The 17,286-nt window shown below is 69.5% G+C and carries 12 protein-coding genes; 7 read left to right on the top strand and 5 right to left on the bottom strand.

The window, feature by feature from the left end; genetic code table 11:
* Positions 1-211: 211 nt before the first annotated feature.
* Both ahcY and EAS64_RS07120 read left to right on the top strand, forming a co-directional pair.
* The gene (ahcY, locus tag EAS64_RS07125) at positions 212-1,651 is read left to right on the top strand and encodes an adenosylhomocysteinase (RefSeq protein WP_145851837.1); all 1,440 of its coding nucleotides are present in this window, start codon (positions 212-214) and stop codon (positions 1,649-1,651) included.
* Positions 1,652-1,670: 19 nt separating this feature from the next.
* On the top strand, positions 1,671-3,008 hold the full coding sequence (locus tag EAS64_RS07120) for an adenosylhomocysteinase (RefSeq protein ID WP_145851836.1): 1,338 nt from the start codon (positions 1,671-1,673) through the stop codon (positions 3,006-3,008).
* Positions 3,009-5,205: 2,197 nt separating this feature from the next.
* On the opposite strand, the gene EAS64_RS07115 is transcribed toward EAS64_RS07120, so the two are convergent.
* The 3 genes from EAS64_RS07115 to EAS64_RS07105 form a co-directional block, all read right to left on the bottom strand.
* Positions 5,206-5,703 carry an ATP-binding protein gene (locus EAS64_RS07115; RefSeq protein ID WP_145851835.1) on the bottom strand — a complete coding sequence of 166 codons (498 nt, stop codon included), beginning with the start codon at positions 5,701-5,703 and terminating at the stop codon, positions 5,206-5,208.
* A gap of 99 nt (positions 5,704-5,802) precedes the next feature.
* A complete protein-coding gene (locus EAS64_RS07110) occupies positions 5,803-7,155 on the bottom strand; it encodes a glycosyltransferase 87 family protein (RefSeq protein ID WP_145851834.1) in 1,353 nt (450 codons plus the stop codon).
* 231 nt (positions 7,156-7,386) lie between these two features.
* Entirely contained in the window at positions 7,387-8,061 is a 675-nt protein-coding gene (locus tag EAS64_RS07105) for a uracil-DNA glycosylase (protein ID WP_222849057.1), read from the bottom strand.
* A 629-nt stretch (positions 8,062-8,690) separates the two neighbouring features.
* Here EAS64_RS07105 and mtrA point away from each other — a divergent pair.
* The 5 genes from mtrA to EAS64_RS07075 all read left to right on the top strand — a co-directional run bounded on the left by mtrA (position 8,691) and on the right by EAS64_RS07075 (position 15,530).
* A complete protein-coding gene (gene mtrA / locus EAS64_RS07100; protein ID WP_145851833.1) occupies positions 8,691-9,368 on the top strand; it encodes an MtrAB system response regulator MtrA in 678 nt (225 codons plus the stop codon).
* Between the two features lie 7 nt (positions 9,369-9,375).
* Complete coding sequence (gene mtrB, locus EAS64_RS07095; RefSeq protein ID WP_145851832.1) at positions 9,376-11,250, top strand: MtrAB system histidine kinase MtrB; 1,875 nt, start codon at positions 9,376-9,378, stop codon at positions 11,248-11,250.
* Complete coding sequence (locus EAS64_RS07090) at positions 11,243-13,078, top strand: LpqB family beta-propeller domain-containing protein (protein WP_145851831.1); 1,836 nt, start codon at positions 11,243-11,245, stop codon at positions 13,076-13,078. Before mtrB ends, EAS64_RS07090 begins: the two co-directional genes overlap by 8 nt.
* A 509-nt stretch (positions 13,079-13,587) precedes the next feature.
* Positions 13,588-14,436 (top strand): ribosome hibernation-promoting factor, HPF/YfiA family, encoded by an 849-nt coding sequence (gene hpf / locus EAS64_RS45630; RefSeq protein WP_246115550.1) that lies wholly within the window; start codon positions 13,588-13,590, stop codon positions 14,434-14,436.
* A 383-nt stretch (positions 14,437-14,819) separates the two neighbouring features.
* Positions 14,820-15,530 (top strand): response regulator, encoded by a 711-nt coding sequence (locus EAS64_RS07075; RefSeq protein WP_439333587.1) that lies wholly within the window; start codon positions 14,820-14,822, stop codon positions 15,528-15,530.
* Here EAS64_RS07075 and EAS64_RS07070 read toward each other — a convergent pair.
* Complete coding sequence (locus EAS64_RS07070; protein ID WP_246115549.1) at positions 15,523-16,779, bottom strand: winged helix-turn-helix domain-containing protein; 1,257 nt, start codon at positions 16,777-16,779, stop codon at positions 15,523-15,525. The genes EAS64_RS07075 and EAS64_RS07070 overlap by 8 nt on opposite strands.
* Positions 16,780-16,927: 148 nt before the next feature.
* Positions 16,928-17,191 (bottom strand): HGxxPAAW family protein, encoded by a 264-nt coding sequence (locus EAS64_RS07065; RefSeq protein ID WP_145851829.1) that lies wholly within the window; start codon positions 17,189-17,191, stop codon positions 16,928-16,930.
* Positions 17,192-17,286: the final 95 nt, after the last annotated feature.

The following is a 17,286-nucleotide window of genomic DNA, read 5'->3' as shown; positions in this document are numbered from 1 at the left end:
AGAAAGCCGACCCCGGCGTGCGCGGCACCGCCCGGATACCGTACCGTCGGATTGGTCGCACGCCGCATTCCGAGGTCGTCTTCCGGGGGGACGACCCCCCGTAACCCCCCGGTGCGCGCCCGATGGCAAATCCCGCCATCGTATCGGGCGCGCGAGCGCCGGGGTGAATCCGTGACGATGGCAAACCCGAAGATCCAGAAGGAGTGAGCGCATGAGCGCCGAGCCGTACAAGGTGGCCGACATCTCGCTGGCCGCTTTCGGCCGTAAGGAAATCCAGCTTGCCGAGCACGAGATGCCCGGCCTGATGGCGACCCGTGCCGAGTACGCGGCGTCCCAGCCGCTGCGCGGCGCCCGGATCACCGGCTCGCTGCACATGACGATCCAGACCGCTGTGCTCATCGAGACCCTGGTCGCGCTCGGCGCGCAGGTCCGCTGGGCGTCGTGCAACATCTTCTCCACCCAGGACCACGCGGCGGCCGCTGTCGCGGTCGGCCCGGACGGCACGCCGGATGACCCCAAGGGCATCCCGGTGTTCGCCTGGAAGGGCGAGACGCTCGAAGAGTACTGGTGGTGCACCGACCAGGCGCTGACCTGGCCGGGCGGGCAGTCGCCGAACATGATCCTGGACGACGGCGGCGACGCGACGCTCTTCGTGCACAAGGGCGCCGAGTACGAGGCAGCGGGTGCGGTCCCGTCGGCGGCCGAGGGCGACTCCGAGGAGTGGCTGGTTATCCTCGACCGGCTGCGCAACTCGCTCGCCGACAAGCCGGGCAAGTGGACCAAGGCCGTCGCCGAGATCAAGGGCGTCACTGAGGAGACCACCACCGGCGTGCACCGCCTCTACGAGATGCACAAGGCCGGCTCGCTGGCGTTCCCGGCGATCAACGTCAACGACTCGGTGACCAAGTCGAAGTTCGACAACAAGTACGGCTGCCGTCACTCGCTGATCGACGGCATCAACCGCGGCACCGACGTGCTCATCGGCGGCAAGGTCGCGCTGGTCTGCGGCTACGGCGACGTGGGCAAGGGCTGCGCGGAGTCGCTGCGCGGCCAGGGTGCCCGGGTGATCATCACCGAGATCGACCCGATCTGCGCGCTGCAGGCGGCGATGGACGGCTACCAGGTCGCCACGATCGAGGACGTCATCGGCCAGGTCGACATCTTCGTCACCACGACCGGTAACAAGGACATCATCACCGCCGACCACATGGCGCAGATGAAGCACCAGGCCATCGTCGGCAACATCGGCCACTTCGACAACGAGATCGACATGACCGGCCTGGCCGCGACCCCCGGCGTCAAGCGGATCAACGTGAAGCCGCAGGTCGACGAGTGGACCTTCGCCGACGGCCACACGATCATCGTGCTGTCCGAGGGCCGCCTGCTCAACCTGGGCAACGCGACCGGCCACCCGTCGTTCGTGATGTCCAACTCGTTCACCAACCAGGTCATGGCGCAGATCGAGCTGTTCACCAAGCCCGAGGAGTACCCGGTCGGCGTCTACACGCTGCCAAAGCACCTGGACGAGAAGGTGGCCCGGCTCCACCTGGACGCGCTCGGCGTCAAGCTGACTGTCCTGACCAAGGAGCAGGCCGACTACATCGGCGTCCCGGTCGAGGGCCCGTACAAGCCGGACCACTACCGGTATTAATCCGCCGGCTAGCGCGACGATGAGCGCGACCGCAGCCTCCCGGGGGAGCGATTCCCCGGGAGGCCCGCGCGGGTACCGGCCCGTCCCCGGGCTCGCCGAGCTCGGGGACGGGCGTATCACCTATGCCGAACGGATGATGCCGCTCCTTGCCGCGCTCCGTTCCCGCTTCAGCGCGGACCGGCCGTTCGACGGGCTGACCGTGGCCGCCTGCCTGCACGTGACGGCGGAGACCGCGGTCTTCCTTCGTGCGCTGCGCGCGGGCGGCGCGACCATTCGGCTCGCCGCGTCCAACCCGCTGTCCACCCAGGACGACATCGCAGCGGCGCTCGCCGCCGACGACGGCGTCGAGGTGTTCGCCAAGTCAGGGGTGGACAGGGACGCGTACTACGAGCACATCGCGCTCGCCATCGGCGCAGGCACGGATGACGGCGCTGGCGGGTGGCAGGGGCCGGACCTGGTGCTCGACGACGGCGGCGACCTGATGTCCACGCTGCACACCATCGCGCCGCCTGCCGTGCTCGACCGGGTGCGCGGCGGGTGCGAGGGGACGACGACAGGCGTGCTACGGCTGCGCCGGATGGCCGCGGACGGCACGCTTGGCTTCCCCGTGGTCGCCGCGAGCGACACCCCGGTGACCAGGATCGTGGACAACACGCACGGCACCGCGCAGTCGGTCATCGACGGCCTGCTGCGCGCGAGCGGCGTGCTGCTCGCGGGCAAGACCGTCGTGGTCGCCGGGTTCGGCGCGTGCGGGTCAGGCATCGCCGAGTCCGCCAGGGCGCTCGGCGCCCGGGTCGTGATCACCGAGGTGGACGCGGTGCGCGCGCTCGACGCGGTGCTGCGCGGATTCCAGGTGCTGCCGATCGCCGACGCGGCGCCGATCGGCGAGATCTTCATCACCGCCACCGGGTCGGCCGAGGTGATCACCGCCGAGCACCTGGCGGTCATGCCGGACGGCGCGATCCTCGCCAATGCCGGCCACTTCGACGTGGAGATCGACGTCAGGGCGCTGGTCACGATGGCGGTCGCGGTGGAAACCGACGTGCGCCCGCACGCCGACGCCTATCACCTGCCCGACGGCCGCCGCCTCCTGCTGCTCGCGGAGGGCCGCGTCGTCAACCTCGTCGCCGCCGACGGGCACCCGCCGCAGGTGATGGACCTCGCGTTCGGCATCGAGGCGCTCACCCTAGCCCGTCTTGCGAGCGCGGAGCAGCGCCTGGCCCCCGGCGTCCACCAGGTCCCCGGCGACATCGACGCCGATGCGGCCCGCCTCGTCCTGACCGCCCTCGGCGCCAGGCTGGACACCCTGACCGAGGCCCAGCGCGCCTACCTAGCCAACTGGCACCTAGGCTCCTAGCCCCCCGGACGCCAGGCCCTCGGACTCGACGTCACCGTCACCCCCGCCGCCGCCTAACCCCGGAACCGCCCCTGACCAGGCCCGTGACCCAAGCCGCCACGGGCCCTTAAACCATGTCCGCGTTCGGTTGCTGATTCTCTCGGTCAGGCGAAGGCGGGACGAGCGCACGACACACGCGCGCGGACTGGCCAGGGAAAACGGTGGGGTGGGTACCGTGATGCGCGCGGCATGCCGAGGCACGCAGCATCCAGGCATGGACGATGGGCATGCACTGATACTGCAGCTGCGAGTGGTGGGCGGGGGTGAGCCGGTGGCTGGTGTGGTGTCGGCGCCCGACGGCAGGGAGCTTGACTTCACTGGATGGTCAGAGCTTTTCGCGGCGCTGCAGCTGCTCCTCGCGGAGCATCGGACAGCGCGGCAGCCGACCGCCAGGCGATCGCGGCGGGGTTGACGATGCCCCAGCGGGCGGCCTCGGCGCCGAGTGAGAGCAGGTCGCCGAGCGCGGTCCGGTAATCGCCGCAGGCGGCGTGCAGGCAGCCGCGCGCGTACTTGGCGACGTTGAAGGGGAAGACGGGAAGCAGGTCGCCGGTGAGCAGCCCGCGCTTCGCGAGCATCTCCCTGGCCTGCTCCGGTTCCCCGGCATCCAGTAGCGGTGGCACGAGGAACGCCGCGGCGAGGATCGCGACCCAGGTGTCCTCGGCGGCCAGGGCCTGCTCGCCGAAGGCGAGCGACTGCCTGATGTCGCCGTCGCGCGCGGCGAGGTGCGACGCGATGGACGCCGCGATCGCGGCCGCGACGGGCCGGCCGCGGCGCCGTGCGATGTCCTGCCACTCCGCCACTCCGGCCCACGCCTCGCGGCCGGCGTCGGCGAGCGAGAGCACGAGCACCGCCTCGGGCAGCGCCGTCGAGGTCAGCGACATGAGCCGGGACGCCGCGCGGACCGCGCCGCGGGCGTGGAGCAGCGCCCGTTCCCTGTCCGTGCCTGCCACCGTGAGCTCGATCGCCAGGTTGGCGTGGAGCTGCGGGTCGAGCGCGGTGCCCTGTTCCGCGCTCGCGAGCAGTTCCTCGACGAGCGGCCTGGTGACCGTGCGGGTGGACAGGTCCCAGCGCGCGATGTTCAGCAGCACCGCCTGCATGGAGGCGAGCACGCCGCTCGTCTCGCCGGGCTCTTCTCCGTCTGCGGTGCCTGGCAGCTCGGCGCTTGTCCGCTGGATCATCGCCACGGCCTGCGCGAACCTTCCGCACAGCGCCAGGGCCTCGCCGAGCGCGACCGCGATCTGGCCGCGAAGCGGCCAGCCGTCGGCCAGCGCCAGTGCCTCGCTGAGCTGGTCGATCGCGGTTGCCGGAGCGAGGAAGGTGCGCGCCGAGCCGAGCTCGTAGAGCACCTCTGCCCTGGCGCAGGCGGCGGGCGGCTCGGCGAGCGCCCGATCCAGGCACTGCGCGGCCACGTCGGGGGCGCCACGTCCCCTGGCGTCGGCGGCCGCGGCACGCAACCGGTCCACCACCCACGGGTCGCCCTCCGCGGCCGCGGCGAGCAGGTGCGTGGTGAGCTCGCCGACCGAGGCGCCCTCGGCGGCAAGCAGCCGGGCCGTGGCCTTGTGCCGCTGCTGCCGCACCGGCGCCGACAGGTCCTGGTAGACCGCCGACCGCACCAGGGGATGCGTGAACCGCAGCGACATCTCCCCGGTGACGAGCTGCTCGGCCATCAGCACGCCGACCGCGTCCGCGCATGCCCTCTCGTCAAGGCCGGCCAGCCGGCCGGCCCGTGCCGTGGTGGCCGAGGTGCCGAGCACGGCGATCGCCCGGGCGGCGGCCAGCACCGGCTCGGGCAGCCTGCCAAGACGCAGCAGCACGTGCCGTGACACCGACTCCGGCGTCAGCCGTCGCAGGTGCGGCACGTCCGCGTCGCCGCCGACCACGCCCTCGGCCCGCAGCGTCGTGAGCAGCCCGTGCAGCAACAGCGGATTGCCGCCGGTGAGCTCCTGGCAGGCGCCGGAGAAGGCGGGCGATGGCGGCTGGCCGAGCGTGCCTGCCACCAGGCGGGCACAGCCCTCGGCACTGAGCGGTCCCGGGCGCAACGTGCGCGCGCCGGGCTCGGCGCCGATCCCCGACGTCAGCGCCTTGTCCTGGGCGGTCGCCGATCGCGGCTCGCGGATCGTGACCGCGAGGAGCAACGGCAGCCCCTCTATCCGCCGCGCTAGGTAGGCGGCGAAGCGCTGCGACGGACCGTCGGCCCACTGCAGGTCATCGATCGCGAGCAGCAGCGGCACGCGCTGCGCGATGTCTGCGGCCAGCCAGTACAGGCCGTGCAGCACCGCGTACGAGTCCTCGTCGCCGGGCCCGGCGGGCTTGGTGAGCACCCGGATGGCGAACGCCGCGGCGTCGCCCTCGCCGCGGCCTGCTCGCCCGGCGCTGCCAGGCCGGCCCGCAGTTCGGCCTCGAAGAGCTGGCGGACTACGCCCCAGGCGTAGCCGTCCTCGTACTCGGCCGCACGCGCGGAAAGCATCGTCATCCCCGCGGCGGTGGCCAGGTCGCACCCGTGCCCGAGCAGCCTGCTCTTCCCGATGCCCGCGGCGCCCTCGATCAGCAGCACCGAACCGGAGCCGGCCCGCGCGGCGTCGACCGCCTGCTCGATCGCGGCGATCTCGCTTCCCCGGTCAAGCAGCAGCCCTCGTTGCGAGCTCCTGTGCTCCATGGCGACGAGCGTAAATGTGCCTGGCCCGCGGCGCCATGGCCTAGGAGGGCCGATGAATGTAACGCGAGGCGCGTTATTCAGAGGCGGGACACAGGGGAGTCAGAGGCGGGGTCGCAACCCGGTCGGTGGGTGGGGCCGCAATCGAGTCAGCGGCAGGTGCGGCAAAGCCGGTAACCGGGCTTGCAGCCCGGGGGAGCCGACGGGCCGGGGAGGAGCATCGGGCACTCGTTCGGTATCGGCCGTCCGTGCCGTGCCCCTGGTGAGCGCCAGCCAGCCGAGCAGGGCGAGCGGGTACGCGTAATAGCCGTACCTGGTCGACGGCGCGAGCGTGAAAAGGACTGTGTACAGCACAATGAGCCGGACCGTGGCGTCTCGCATGTCGCGCGGCGGGCGCAGCAGCAGCCAGCAGGCGAAGGCGATCACCGCGAGCAGCAGCAGCGCGTCCACGGTGAGGTGCCCGGCATGGCCGAGCTGGCTGATGAGATGACCGGGCAGCGGGCTCGACGCCACCGTCTTGTAGGTCGAGGTGCCGAGCGGGTAGTCGATCAGGTTCTGCCTGATCGCGTCCGGGGTGGCGAGGGCGTTCGGCGCCGCGGCCAGCGCGAGCAGGACAGCCGCGCCGACGACGGTGCCGGTGAACCTGGCCGCGGCCCGCAGCGATTCCCTGGGCCAGATCATCACCGCGAGCACCGGGACCACGGCCCACGCGGTGGACTTCATCGCGCAGGCGACGGCAAGCACAAGCGCGGCGCGCAGGAACCGGCCGCGCGCGGCAAGCGCGAGCGCCAGGCAGGTCAGCGCGATGATGGGGGGATCGGTGACCCCCACGGTCAGCGGGAACGCCACAAGCGGCGAGGCGACGGCGATCGCGGTGAGCCGGGCCACCGCCGTCCGGCTGACGGGGCGGGGCGCGATGGTCGCGAAAGCCAGGGCGAGCGCGGCGACGGTGACCAGCGAGGTCCAGATCCTTGGGTCGCCGAGCAGCAGGGGCAGTCCCGCCTTGCGGGGCAGCCCGAACAGCTCCATCAGCGGCAGGTATGGGTTGTAGTGCTGCCAGTCCGTGATCAGACTGGCGGGCAGGTACGGGGTGCCGTGGCTGACCAGGTAGTCCGCCGACCGGTTGATGACCACGACCTCGGCGGTGGAGGTGTCAGGCACCTTGAGCACCATCCAGACCAGCGGCGCCAGGAATGCGCCGAGCACGGCGGCGGCGAGCGGGAACAGCCACGTCCTCGTGAGGAGCAGCAGCATGGTCGCCACGGCGTAGCCGCCGCAGGCCCAGGCACCCCAGGTGCCGTCGGCGTGCCTGGTGAAGATCTCGGCGCCCGCGTACACCGTGAAGATCGCGAACCACGCAGTCATGGCCCGTCGGCTGGGCAGTGCGTGCTGCTCCCGGCCTGCCGGCTGCCCGGCAGGCGCCTCGCCAAGCTGCTCACCGGACGTCGTCTCCACGGCCTAGAGGATACGCGGGATATCCCACGTCGCCGCAGCTCTTGCCACGCCGCGGCGCTTGCCATCACCCCTCTTGCCGCAGCGCGGAGGCCCGATGGCGGTTCTTGCCATCGAGCCGCCGCGCGAGGACCTCGGGGGGTAGGGGGGCGTCCCCCCGGGAGATATTCGTGTGTTAGGCGCCCGATACGATGGCGGTTTTTGCCATCGGGCGCGCAACCCTGCGCGCCCAGCTCACGGCAGCTTCCAGTCGACGGGTTCTGCTCCTTGGCGCTCGAGCAGGGTGTTGGCGCGGCTGAACGGGCGGGTGCCGAAGAATCCGCTGTGCGCCGACATGGGACTCGGGTGGGCCGACTCGATGCGCGGCGTGTCGCCGAGCAGCGGGGCGAGGTTCCGCGCGTCGCGGCCCCACAGGATGGCGGCAAGCGGCAGGCCGCGCGCGGTGAGGGCACGGATCGCCTGCTCGGTCACCTCTTCCCAGCCCTGCCCCCGGTGGCTGCCCGGTTTGCCAGGCTCGACGGTGAGCACCCGGTTGAGCAGCAGGACGCCGCGCTCGGTCCAGGGCGTCAGGTCGCCATTCGATGGCGCGGGATAGCCGAGGTCCGCGGAGTACTCGCGGAAGATGTTGACGAGAGAGCCTGGCAGTCGCCGGACGCCAGGATCGACGGAAAAGCTCAGCCCGACCGGATGGCCGGGCGTGGGGTACGGGTCCTGGCCGACTATAAGCACCCGAACGTCGCCGAACGGCTGCTTGAAGGCGCGCAGCACCTGCTCGCCCGCGGGCAGGTAGCGCTTGCCCGCGGCGATCTGCTCGCGCAGGAAGCTCCCCATTCGGGTGATCTGACCCTCGACCGGTGCGAGCGCTTCCGCCCAGCCCGGTTCAACGACATTCGCCAACGGTTCGGCCACGTCGGCACTCTAGCGCGCAAACGCCGTCACGGCCATGCCCTCTGCCTCTGCATTGACCTTGTCGAAAATCCCCATAATTCCCTCGTTCAATGCATTCTCGTAATGCCGACGATTGGCGACATTTCATCCTTCTCGTCCGGTGGGCCGGACGCTGCAGGCGTACCCGGCGGCGTCCGCGGCTACCCGTGCCGACATGGAGACCCGCTGTGGATTTCGGTGGCGATCAGGCCGGATTCAACCGCCGCGGCGCCCGTGTCCCGGCACCGCTATGAGCGGGCATTCTGCGTGTTACCCCAATTATCCGCACGTTTATGATTGACTAAGAATTCGTCGGATACTGGCGATCGGCAAACACGCTTAAGGTGCTAATGCCGAGAAATGGGGAAATACCTGGATGAATTGCCTGGCGGCCAGATAAGCCGCCCGCCTGCAGGCCGGGTCCGGTGAGAGCGTCACCGTCGCTGGTCGGACGCGCCGTGGCCGAATGCCTGCTAAACGGGCTCCTGGGTGGTGCGGACCTGGTAAAAAGGGGTAACCTGCGCATGCGAGCGCGGGTTTACGCGGCGGGCGTCACCGTCTGCCGCCGAGGTCGCTCTGCTTAGAGCCAGACACATGGAACGATGTGGCCCATGAAAGGACGCGTGCTGGTCGTCGATGACGACGCGGCGCTCGCGGAGATGCTTGGCATCGTGCTCCGCGGTGAGGGGTTTGAGCCGACTTTCGTCGCCGACGGAGACAAGGCGCTTGAGGCCTTCCGCGACACCCGGCCTGACCTGGTGCTGCTTGACCTGATGCTGCCCGGTTCCGACGGCATCGACGTGTGCCGTCAGATCAGGGGCGAGTCAGGCGTGCCGATCGTGATGCTGACCGCGAAGACCGACACGGTGGACGTGGTGCTCGGCCTTGAGTCGGGGGCCGACGACTACATCATGAAGCCGTTTAAGTCCAAGGAGCTTGTCGCGCGGATCAGGGCGCGGCTGCGGCGCACGGACGAGCCGGCCCCGGAGATGCTGCAGATCGGCGACGTGTCGATCGACGTGGCTGGCCACTCGGTGAAGCGCAACGGCGAGACGCTGAGCCTGACGCCGCTCGAGTTCGACCTGCTGGTCGCGCTCGCACGCAAGCCGCGGCAGGTCTTCACCCGCGAGGTGCTGCTCGAGCAGGTCTGGGGTTACCGGCACGCTGCGGACACACGCCTGGTGAACGTCCACGTGCAGCGGCTGCGGGCGAAGATCGAGCGGGACCCCGAGCACCCGGAGATCGTGGTGACGGTGCGCGGTGTTGGCTACAAGGCGGGACCTGGCTGATCGGAGAATGGAGCGGTATTCGGTTAATCCCGACGCGGTCGGCACGCCCACCGCGCAAGTCCCGCCCATGCCCGCACACCCCGCGCCTGCCAAGCCACCGCCCGTTACCGCGTCGCAGCGCGACCGGCGTGACGTGCGCGAGGCCTGGGAAATGGCGCTGCGCCGTAAGAAGTGGGTGCGCTGGATCGTCAGCTGGCTTCCGCACCGGCTGACGATCGCCATCCGTTCGCTGCTGCGCCTCGAGCACCTGGTCATCGCGAAGGTCAGGCACCGCTGGCACCGTTCGCTGCAGTTGCGGGTGGTCGGCACCACGCTGGTGATCTCCGCCACGATGATCGCTATCCTCGGCTTCTTCCTGACCGAGCAGATCAACGACGGCCTGCTTGTCAACGCGGAGACCTCGGCGCGGGCGCAGGTGCTGACCGCGCTGAACACGGCGCGGTCACTTCCCGACCTGAACCAGCAGCCGGCCAGCGGCCAGAGCGCGATGCAGTTCATGCGCAAAACCGGACAGCTGCTACAGCCGACCAACGGCACCGCCAGCTACACCGTGGTGGTCGCGCCAAGCGCCAACCTGGCGGAGCAGGCGGGCGTCCCGCAGTGGGCGACGAGCATCGCCGCGGGAGCCTCCCTGCCAGCCGCCCTTCTCGACGAGGTGCAGCAGGAGCAGACGGAAGTCAGGAACGGCAAGGTGGAGAACCTGCTGTTCTACACGCCGACCGCGCTCACCTTCGACGGCCAGCGCTCCGGCACCCCGGCGATCGCGTTCGGCGTGCCGCTCGGCAACTGGTACCAGCTCTACTTCGTGTTCCCGCTCAACGACGAACAGCAGACACTCCAGCTCGTGCAGACGACGCTCATCGGGGTGGGCATCGCGCTCGTGGCGCTGCTCGCGGCGATCGCCTCGCTGGTGACCAGGTGGGTGGTGCTGCCGGTCCGGCACGCGGCCCGGGCCGCGCAACGGCTGTCAGACGGACATCTCGAGGAACGGATGACCGTCGGCGGCGCGGACGACCTCGCCGCGCTCGCCACTTCGTTCAACGACATGGCCATCAGCCTGCAGGAGAAGCTGTTCCAGCTCGAGGAGCTGTCCAAGGCGCAGCGGCAGTTCGTCTCCGACGTCTCGCACGAGCTGCGGACCCCGATGACCACGATCAGGATGGCCGCGGAGATCCTCTTCGAATCGCGGGAGGACCTCGACGCGGCCGCCGCGCGCAGCGCCGAGCTGCTGCAGAGCCAGATCGAGCGGTTCGAGGTGCTGCTCACTGACCTGCTCGAGATCAGCAGACACGACTCCAACGTCGCGACGCTTGACCCTGAGCCGGCCGACGTGTCCGACATCGTGCGCCGCAGCGCCGACGACGCGCAGCAGCTCGCGGAGCGCCGGGGCTGCCGCATCGAGTTCCGGCTGCCCGCCGCGGCCTGCATGGCCGAGGTTGACCGGCGCCGGGTGGAGCGGATCCTGCGCAACCTACTCGTCAACGCCGTGGAGCACGGCGAGGGACGAGACGTCGTCGTCACGGTGGCGGCCGACATGAACGCCGTCGCGATCGCGGTTCGCGACCACGGTGTCGGGCTCGCCGCCGGTGAGGAGCAGCTGGTGTTCGAGCGCTTCTGGCGCGCTGACCCGGCGCGCGCCAGGACGACGGGAGGCACCGGACTCGGCCTGGCCATCGCGCTCGAGGACGCGCGACTGCACGGCGGCTGGCTCCAGGCCTGGGGTGAGAAGGGCCGCGGCTCGGTGTTCCGGCTGACCCTGCCGCGGACGGCGGGTGAACCCCTGGCGGGCTCACCGCTGCCGCTCGGCCCCGACGAGGCGGAGGTCATCCCAACCGCCGTCACCAGGCTGGAAGCGGACCTGGCAGGGGGTGCCCGTGGCTAGGACCAAGCCGGTGCTCGCCGCGGTCGCCGCGCTCGCCGCGGCCGCGCTGACTGTGTCCGGGTGCGTGTCGATGCCCACCGCGGGCCCCGTGCAGTCCTACCCGGTCACCCAGGCGGCAGAGGCGCAGAACCAGCTGTACGTCCAGATCCAGCCGCAGCCCCCCCGCGCGGACTGGAATCCGCAGCAGATCGTCCAGGGCTTCCTCACGGCCTCAGCCAGCTTCGGCAGCTACAGCGACATCGCCAAGGAGTACCTGACGCCGGAGGAGCGGGCGGTATGGAACCCGTTCTGGTCGGCGATCGTGTACAAGAGTGGTCCCAACGTCAAGGACCCGGTGTATACCTCGCCGAAGGGCAAGGCCAAAGAGACCGCGACGGTGCAGGTCACCGGCAAGGTCCAGGCGTACCTGACGGGGAAGGGCGGCAGCTACTCGGTCCCCTCCGCCTCCGCCCCCGACCAGGCGGCGATTCCGCAGACGAGTTTCAGCCTGGTGAAGCTGAACAACCAGTGGCGAATCAAGGACGCGCCGCAGGAACTGCTGCTTACCAGCGACTCCTTCCAGAACGACTACCAGCCGACCAAGCTGTACTTCTTCGATCCCGCGGGCAAGATCCTCGTTCCCGACCCGGTATACGTGCCGCTGCAGGCCGGCGGCCCCCGCCTGCTGATCACCGGGCTCGTGAACGACCTCATCTCGCCGCCCAAGGACTGGCTCTCCGGCGGCGCGACCAAGACGGCATTCCCGGCGGGCACCAAGATCAGACGCGTCACGATCGACGGCCCGACCGCGATCATCAACCTTGGCGGCACCATCGCCAAGACGAGCAAGTCGTCGCTCACCGAGGTAATGCAGCAGGTCTCGTCGCAGCTTCTGTGGACGCTGCTCAGTGCCACGCAGAGCGGGCAGGCGGTGCAGTCGGTCGCGGTCGAAGTTGACGGCAAGCCGTGGACTCCGCCCAAGGCCCAGGGCAACCCGGTGCAGCAACTCCAGGTTTCCCCCACGTACAACCCCGCGAACGGCCCGAGCCTCCCGGTGTTCTACGCCATCGACAAGGCGGGCTACCTGACCAGGCGCGCGAGCACGCACGACAGGCCGGTTCCGCTCGTGCACATCGGCACCAACTTCGACCAGATCGCCGTCTCCCCGTCGGGCAAGTACATCGCCGCGCTGCGTAATAGCGTCCTGTACACCGCACCCACGGGTGACCCGCTGGTCAAGCGCGGCTCCGGGTACCTAGCGATCAGCTGGGACAACAGCGATCAGCTATGGGCGTCGACACAGACCCAGATCTTCATGCTCCGGGGTGCGGCGAACCCGCGGCAGCCGTTCGGGCAGCCGGTTCCCGTGACCATACGCGACCCATACGAGCTTCAGACGGGCCCCCCGTACACCGAGCTGAGGGTCGCACCGGACGGCGTCCGGGTCGCCCTCATCAGCGGAGGCCTCGCGCTCCGGTTCGGCGCGATCGACATGCAGGAGGAGGGCCAGCGGGCCGGCCAGGTGAGCATCACGATCACGCTCTCACAGGTCAAGGACGTCCCGGCCAGCGGCTTCTTTGCCCCGTCCGGGCTGACCTGGTACGGGTCCGATTCTGTGATCACGCTTACCGATGCGGCGGGACCCGCGGTGACTGAATATCCGGTCAGCGGTGCTTCCGCCACGCCCATCCCGGCAGACACGGACCTCCAGTCGATCACGGCGAGCTACAACCACCCGCTGATTGCCAGCCTGCCGCACGGCCAGCTGGTGGAGCTGGTCGGTGCCAAGCTGAACGGCGCCTGGATGCCGATCCACGACGGCGGCTATGCGCCGGCTTACCCCGGCTGACCAGCCAATCTCTGGAACCGCTGAGAACCTGCTCAGTAAAACATCGTTATGCATCCGTTATACAGGGGTTCAGCACTAATGTCCCACCTGACAATTTGGCTCGGGAGGACTAGCGTTCACTCATGGCACTCGCCCGGGTCCGTGGTTGCGCCGGGCAGGCTCTCCTCGCCGCGCTGGTGGCAGGAGGGTCTATTCAGCAAGCCGATGCCAGCCGCAGGCAAAACGGCCCACGTAAGGCGACTTCTCGTCGACCGATCACGGTGCGGCTTAGAAGTAAGTCCTGCCTCGCCGGGAGACACAAGGCGTCTTCCGATACCGAGAGAAGGGCAGTAGTGGCCATGGAAGGCCGCGAACCCCTCAGCAGGCGGATGTGGGGTCGAAGACCAGGTCGGCCGGGCGAGTGTCCATCGAGCCCTTCCTATTCTGGCGGATTGGGAAGTTTCAGACCTCCCCTGTACGGACAGGACACAAGGGTTCTCTCAGGTCACATACGCCGAAGGGGGATCGAGATGGAAATCACCTTCAAAGGCAGGCACACCAGCGTTCCGGAGCGTTTCCGCAGGCATGCGGGCGCCAAGCTGGCCAAGCTAGAGAAGCTCGATCACAACGCAATCCGAATCGACGTCGAGGTTTCAACGGAGCGCAACCCTAGGCAGGCAGACCGAAGCGAACGCGTCGAGCTCACGGTCAGGTCCAGGGGGCCCGCCATCCGGGCTGAGGCGGCCGCGGACGACCGGTATGCGGCCCTCGACCTGGCGTTCACCAAGCTCGAGGGCCGGCTGCGCAAGGCGGCAGAACGGCGCAAGGTCCGCAGCGGCGGCCTCAGTGTCCGCTCCACCGACGCGCTCACCGCGGTGACTGCGGCGCCCGCCGCGGCCGCCGCCATGGCGGCCGACGCTGCCGCGCTCGCGGACATCCCCATCCCGGCGATCCCCGCGCCGGACGACGCGGCCATGCTCAAGGGCATGCCGGTCGGCCGCAAGGCCAGCGGGAAGCTCGCCACCCGCCCGAACGGGCGGCCGGGACGGCCCGGCGGCCGGCGCCCGGAGGCCGTGGTGCCGCTGCCGGCGATGCCCGAAGACGATGCCGGGCTGGACTTCGACGGCTTCCGCGACGGGGCCGAGGCCCAGGAATCCGTATCAGGCGTGCTGCCGATGGACATGGTGGGCGATGGTCCGCTGATCGTCAGGGAGAAGTTCCACGCCTCGCACCCGATGACGATCGATGACGCGCTCCTGCAGATGGAGCTCGTCGGCCACGACTTCTTCGCCTACCACGACAGCGGTTGCGGCAAGTTCAGCGTGGTGTACCGGCGCCGTGGCTACGACTACGGAGTCATCCGCCTCGTGGAGGAGTAGCGCACAGCCACTGGTTAAGTGCCCCCCTGACAAGTAACCTCAAGCAGAGGGAAACTAACCTTAAGTGGCTGCAAGCTAACCCAAGCCACAACACCCAGAGCAATGACAAAGCACAACAAGGCTCTAACCTCAGCCACAGCACCAAAGGCGCTGCGGTCTGTGCAGCGCCTGCTAGGCAACCACAGGGCCTTAACCCCAGCCACCACACGGGGGGGGTACCGCGCCTTTCGCGGCACCCCCCCTGCGGGGGGCTATGGGGGCGGCGCCCCCCATGCGCGGGGGGCGCAGGGGGGTCGTCCCCCCGCAAAGTGAGAGGAGTTCCAGTGACGGGCACACCCGCGTACGCGAAGCCTGGGGTTGGCTCGCTGCCCAAGCAGCCGTCCGTGGACGCGCCCGCCACCGCGGAGCAGCCGGCTCAAGCCGGTGACGCGATCCGCGTGCTGATCGCAGACGACCACGCGTTCTTCCGCCGTGGCCTGGAAGTGGTCCTGCAGGGCGAAGCAGGTCTTGATCTGGTCGGCGAGGCCTCCGATGGCGCGGAAGCGGTACAGCTGGCCGGCGAGGTCGTACCCGATGTGGTGCTTATGGACATCCGGATGCCGAAGATCACCGGCATCGAGGCCGCCCGCCAGATGAAGGAGGTCGCCCCGTCGGCCAAGATCGTGATGCTCACGATCAGCGACGAGGAGGAGGACCTGTTCGAGGCGATCCGCGCGGGCGCGAGCGGCTACCTGCTCAAGGACATACCGCTTGACGAGCTCGCCGACTCGGTGCGCGCCGTGTACGGCGGCCAGTCCCTGATCAACCCGTCGATGGCGGGCAAGCTGCTCACCGAGTTCGCGACCCTGGCCAGGCGGGACGCCGAGGAGGAGCCGGCCAAGCACGCGCCGGCACCGAAGCTGACCGAGCGCGAGATGGAGGTGCTCCGGCTGGTGGCGCGCGGCATGAACAACCGCGACATCGCCAAGGAGCTGTTCATCTCCGAGAACACGGTCAAGAACCACGTGCGCAACATCCTGGAGAAGCTGCAGATCCACTCCCGGATGGAAGCCGTGATGATCGCGGTCCGCGAGAAGCTGATCGAGATTAGCTGAACCCGAGCCTTGCCAGCTCACTGGCAAGCGGCTGGGCGAACGGAGTCGGCTGAACCCGTTCGGCGATGACGTTGTCGCATCCCGTCCACTGGGCGGCCTCGGCGAGCGCACGGGCCATGGGCACGACGGCTGCGGGCTTTTCGACGAACACGTTTCGCGCGATCAGCGTCTTGCCGCTGCGTGCCGGGTCCACCCAGCCGGCGATCTGGCCGCCGGCCAGCAGCGGCATCGTGAAGTAGCCGCGCTCGCGCTTCTCCTTGGGCACGTACGGCTCGAACAGGTGCCGGTAGCCGAACATCCGCAGCGTCCGCTTCCTGTCCCAGACCAGCGAGTCGAACGGGGAGAGCAGGGTGGTGCGGTGGGTGCCCCGCCCGCCGGCGGCCAGCCAGGCAAGCGCCGCGGGGTCAGCCCAGGCGCGGAGAGACCGCTTGGCGCCGGGGACAGTCACCGGGACGAGACCGGCGGCGGCCGCCGCCTCGTCCAGCCGCTCGCTGTCCCGCAGCTGCAGCCCGTACCCGTTCAGCCGCTGGTATTCCATGAAGTCCGCGTGCGTGGCGACACCGAGCGCCCGGGAGACCGTGCTGAGGAGATGCGACAGGCACTCAGCGTCGGTCGGCTCGAGTCCGAGCAGCTCCGCGGGGATGACCCGGTCCGGCAGGTCGTAGATCCGCCGCCAGCCGGTGCGGCGCACGCAGACCGCCCGGCCGGTGTCGAGCAGCCACTCGGCGGCGATCTTCACTTCCGACCAGTCCCACCACGGGCCGCCCGCCTTCGCGCCGCCGAGCTGCGTCGCCGTCAGCGGCCCCTCGTCCCGCAGCCGGCCGAGCACCTGCTCGCAGGCATCCTCCGACACCTTGTGCCACCGCTGACCGCGCGCGGCGATCGACCGCCGCCGCCAGGCGTAGTAGGGCCAGTCCGCGACCGGCAGAATGCAGGCCGCGTGGGCCCAGTACTCGAACGTCGTCGGGTTCCTGGCCGGCCAGTACGCCCGCTCCACCGCGTCCCTGCCGACCGCCCCGAGCCGCGCGTACGCGACAAGCTCGTGCGACCGCGCCAGCACGCTGATCGTGTCGAGCTGGACCGCGCTCACCCGCCGCAGCATCCCGGTCACGCCGCCGCGCCGGGCGACGGCACCGAGGAAACCCTGAGCGTAAAGGGTGATCCGCCGCACCTCGTCGGCGCTCAGCTGAAGGTCAGCGCCGGTAGCTCTCGCATCATCATCCAGAACGGTTGCGGCTGTCTCTCCCACGTCCATGACTCTAGACGCGGGGTAGGACATTTTGTCCTTAGTGACGGTCGCCCGACCCTCCCGCGTGATCGCCGCGGGGCAGGTCCACCCTTCACTAAGGAATGATTCAGAGGCTCGCCTTGTTGGGACGACCCTGGACTGGAAGGTCCTAGTACCAGTCGGTGTGCATCGCCTTGGAGAACAGGAGGATGAGGCAGCCGACGATCGCGATGGCGGTGCCTACCCAGAACACGATCCAGTTCGGCCCGGGGACGAACGCGATGCCGCCGATGATGAACCCGACGATGACAACGGTGGTACCGACCCAGGAGATGGGCCTGCCCGAGTTGTGCGGCATGTGGCCGGCACTGTGGGCAACCGCGCCCGTGGTACCCGTGCCCTCCACGATGCCTACTGTCGCCTGCTCGGCCACGACTCCTCCTCAACCCGATGCCCTGCCTATGCTGGGGTTGTCACGAAAATACCCCAACGGGTCTCGGGACTCGGTAGCGGGCCCCCATCTCGCCT

Source organism: Trebonia kvetii, from assembly GCF_007827045.1.
GTDB lineage: Bacteria > Actinomycetota > Actinomycetes > Streptosporangiales > Streptosporangiaceae > Trebonia > Trebonia kvetii.
Note: the sequence above shows the minus strand (reverse complement) of the source record. Positions and strands in the feature narration are given on the sequence as shown.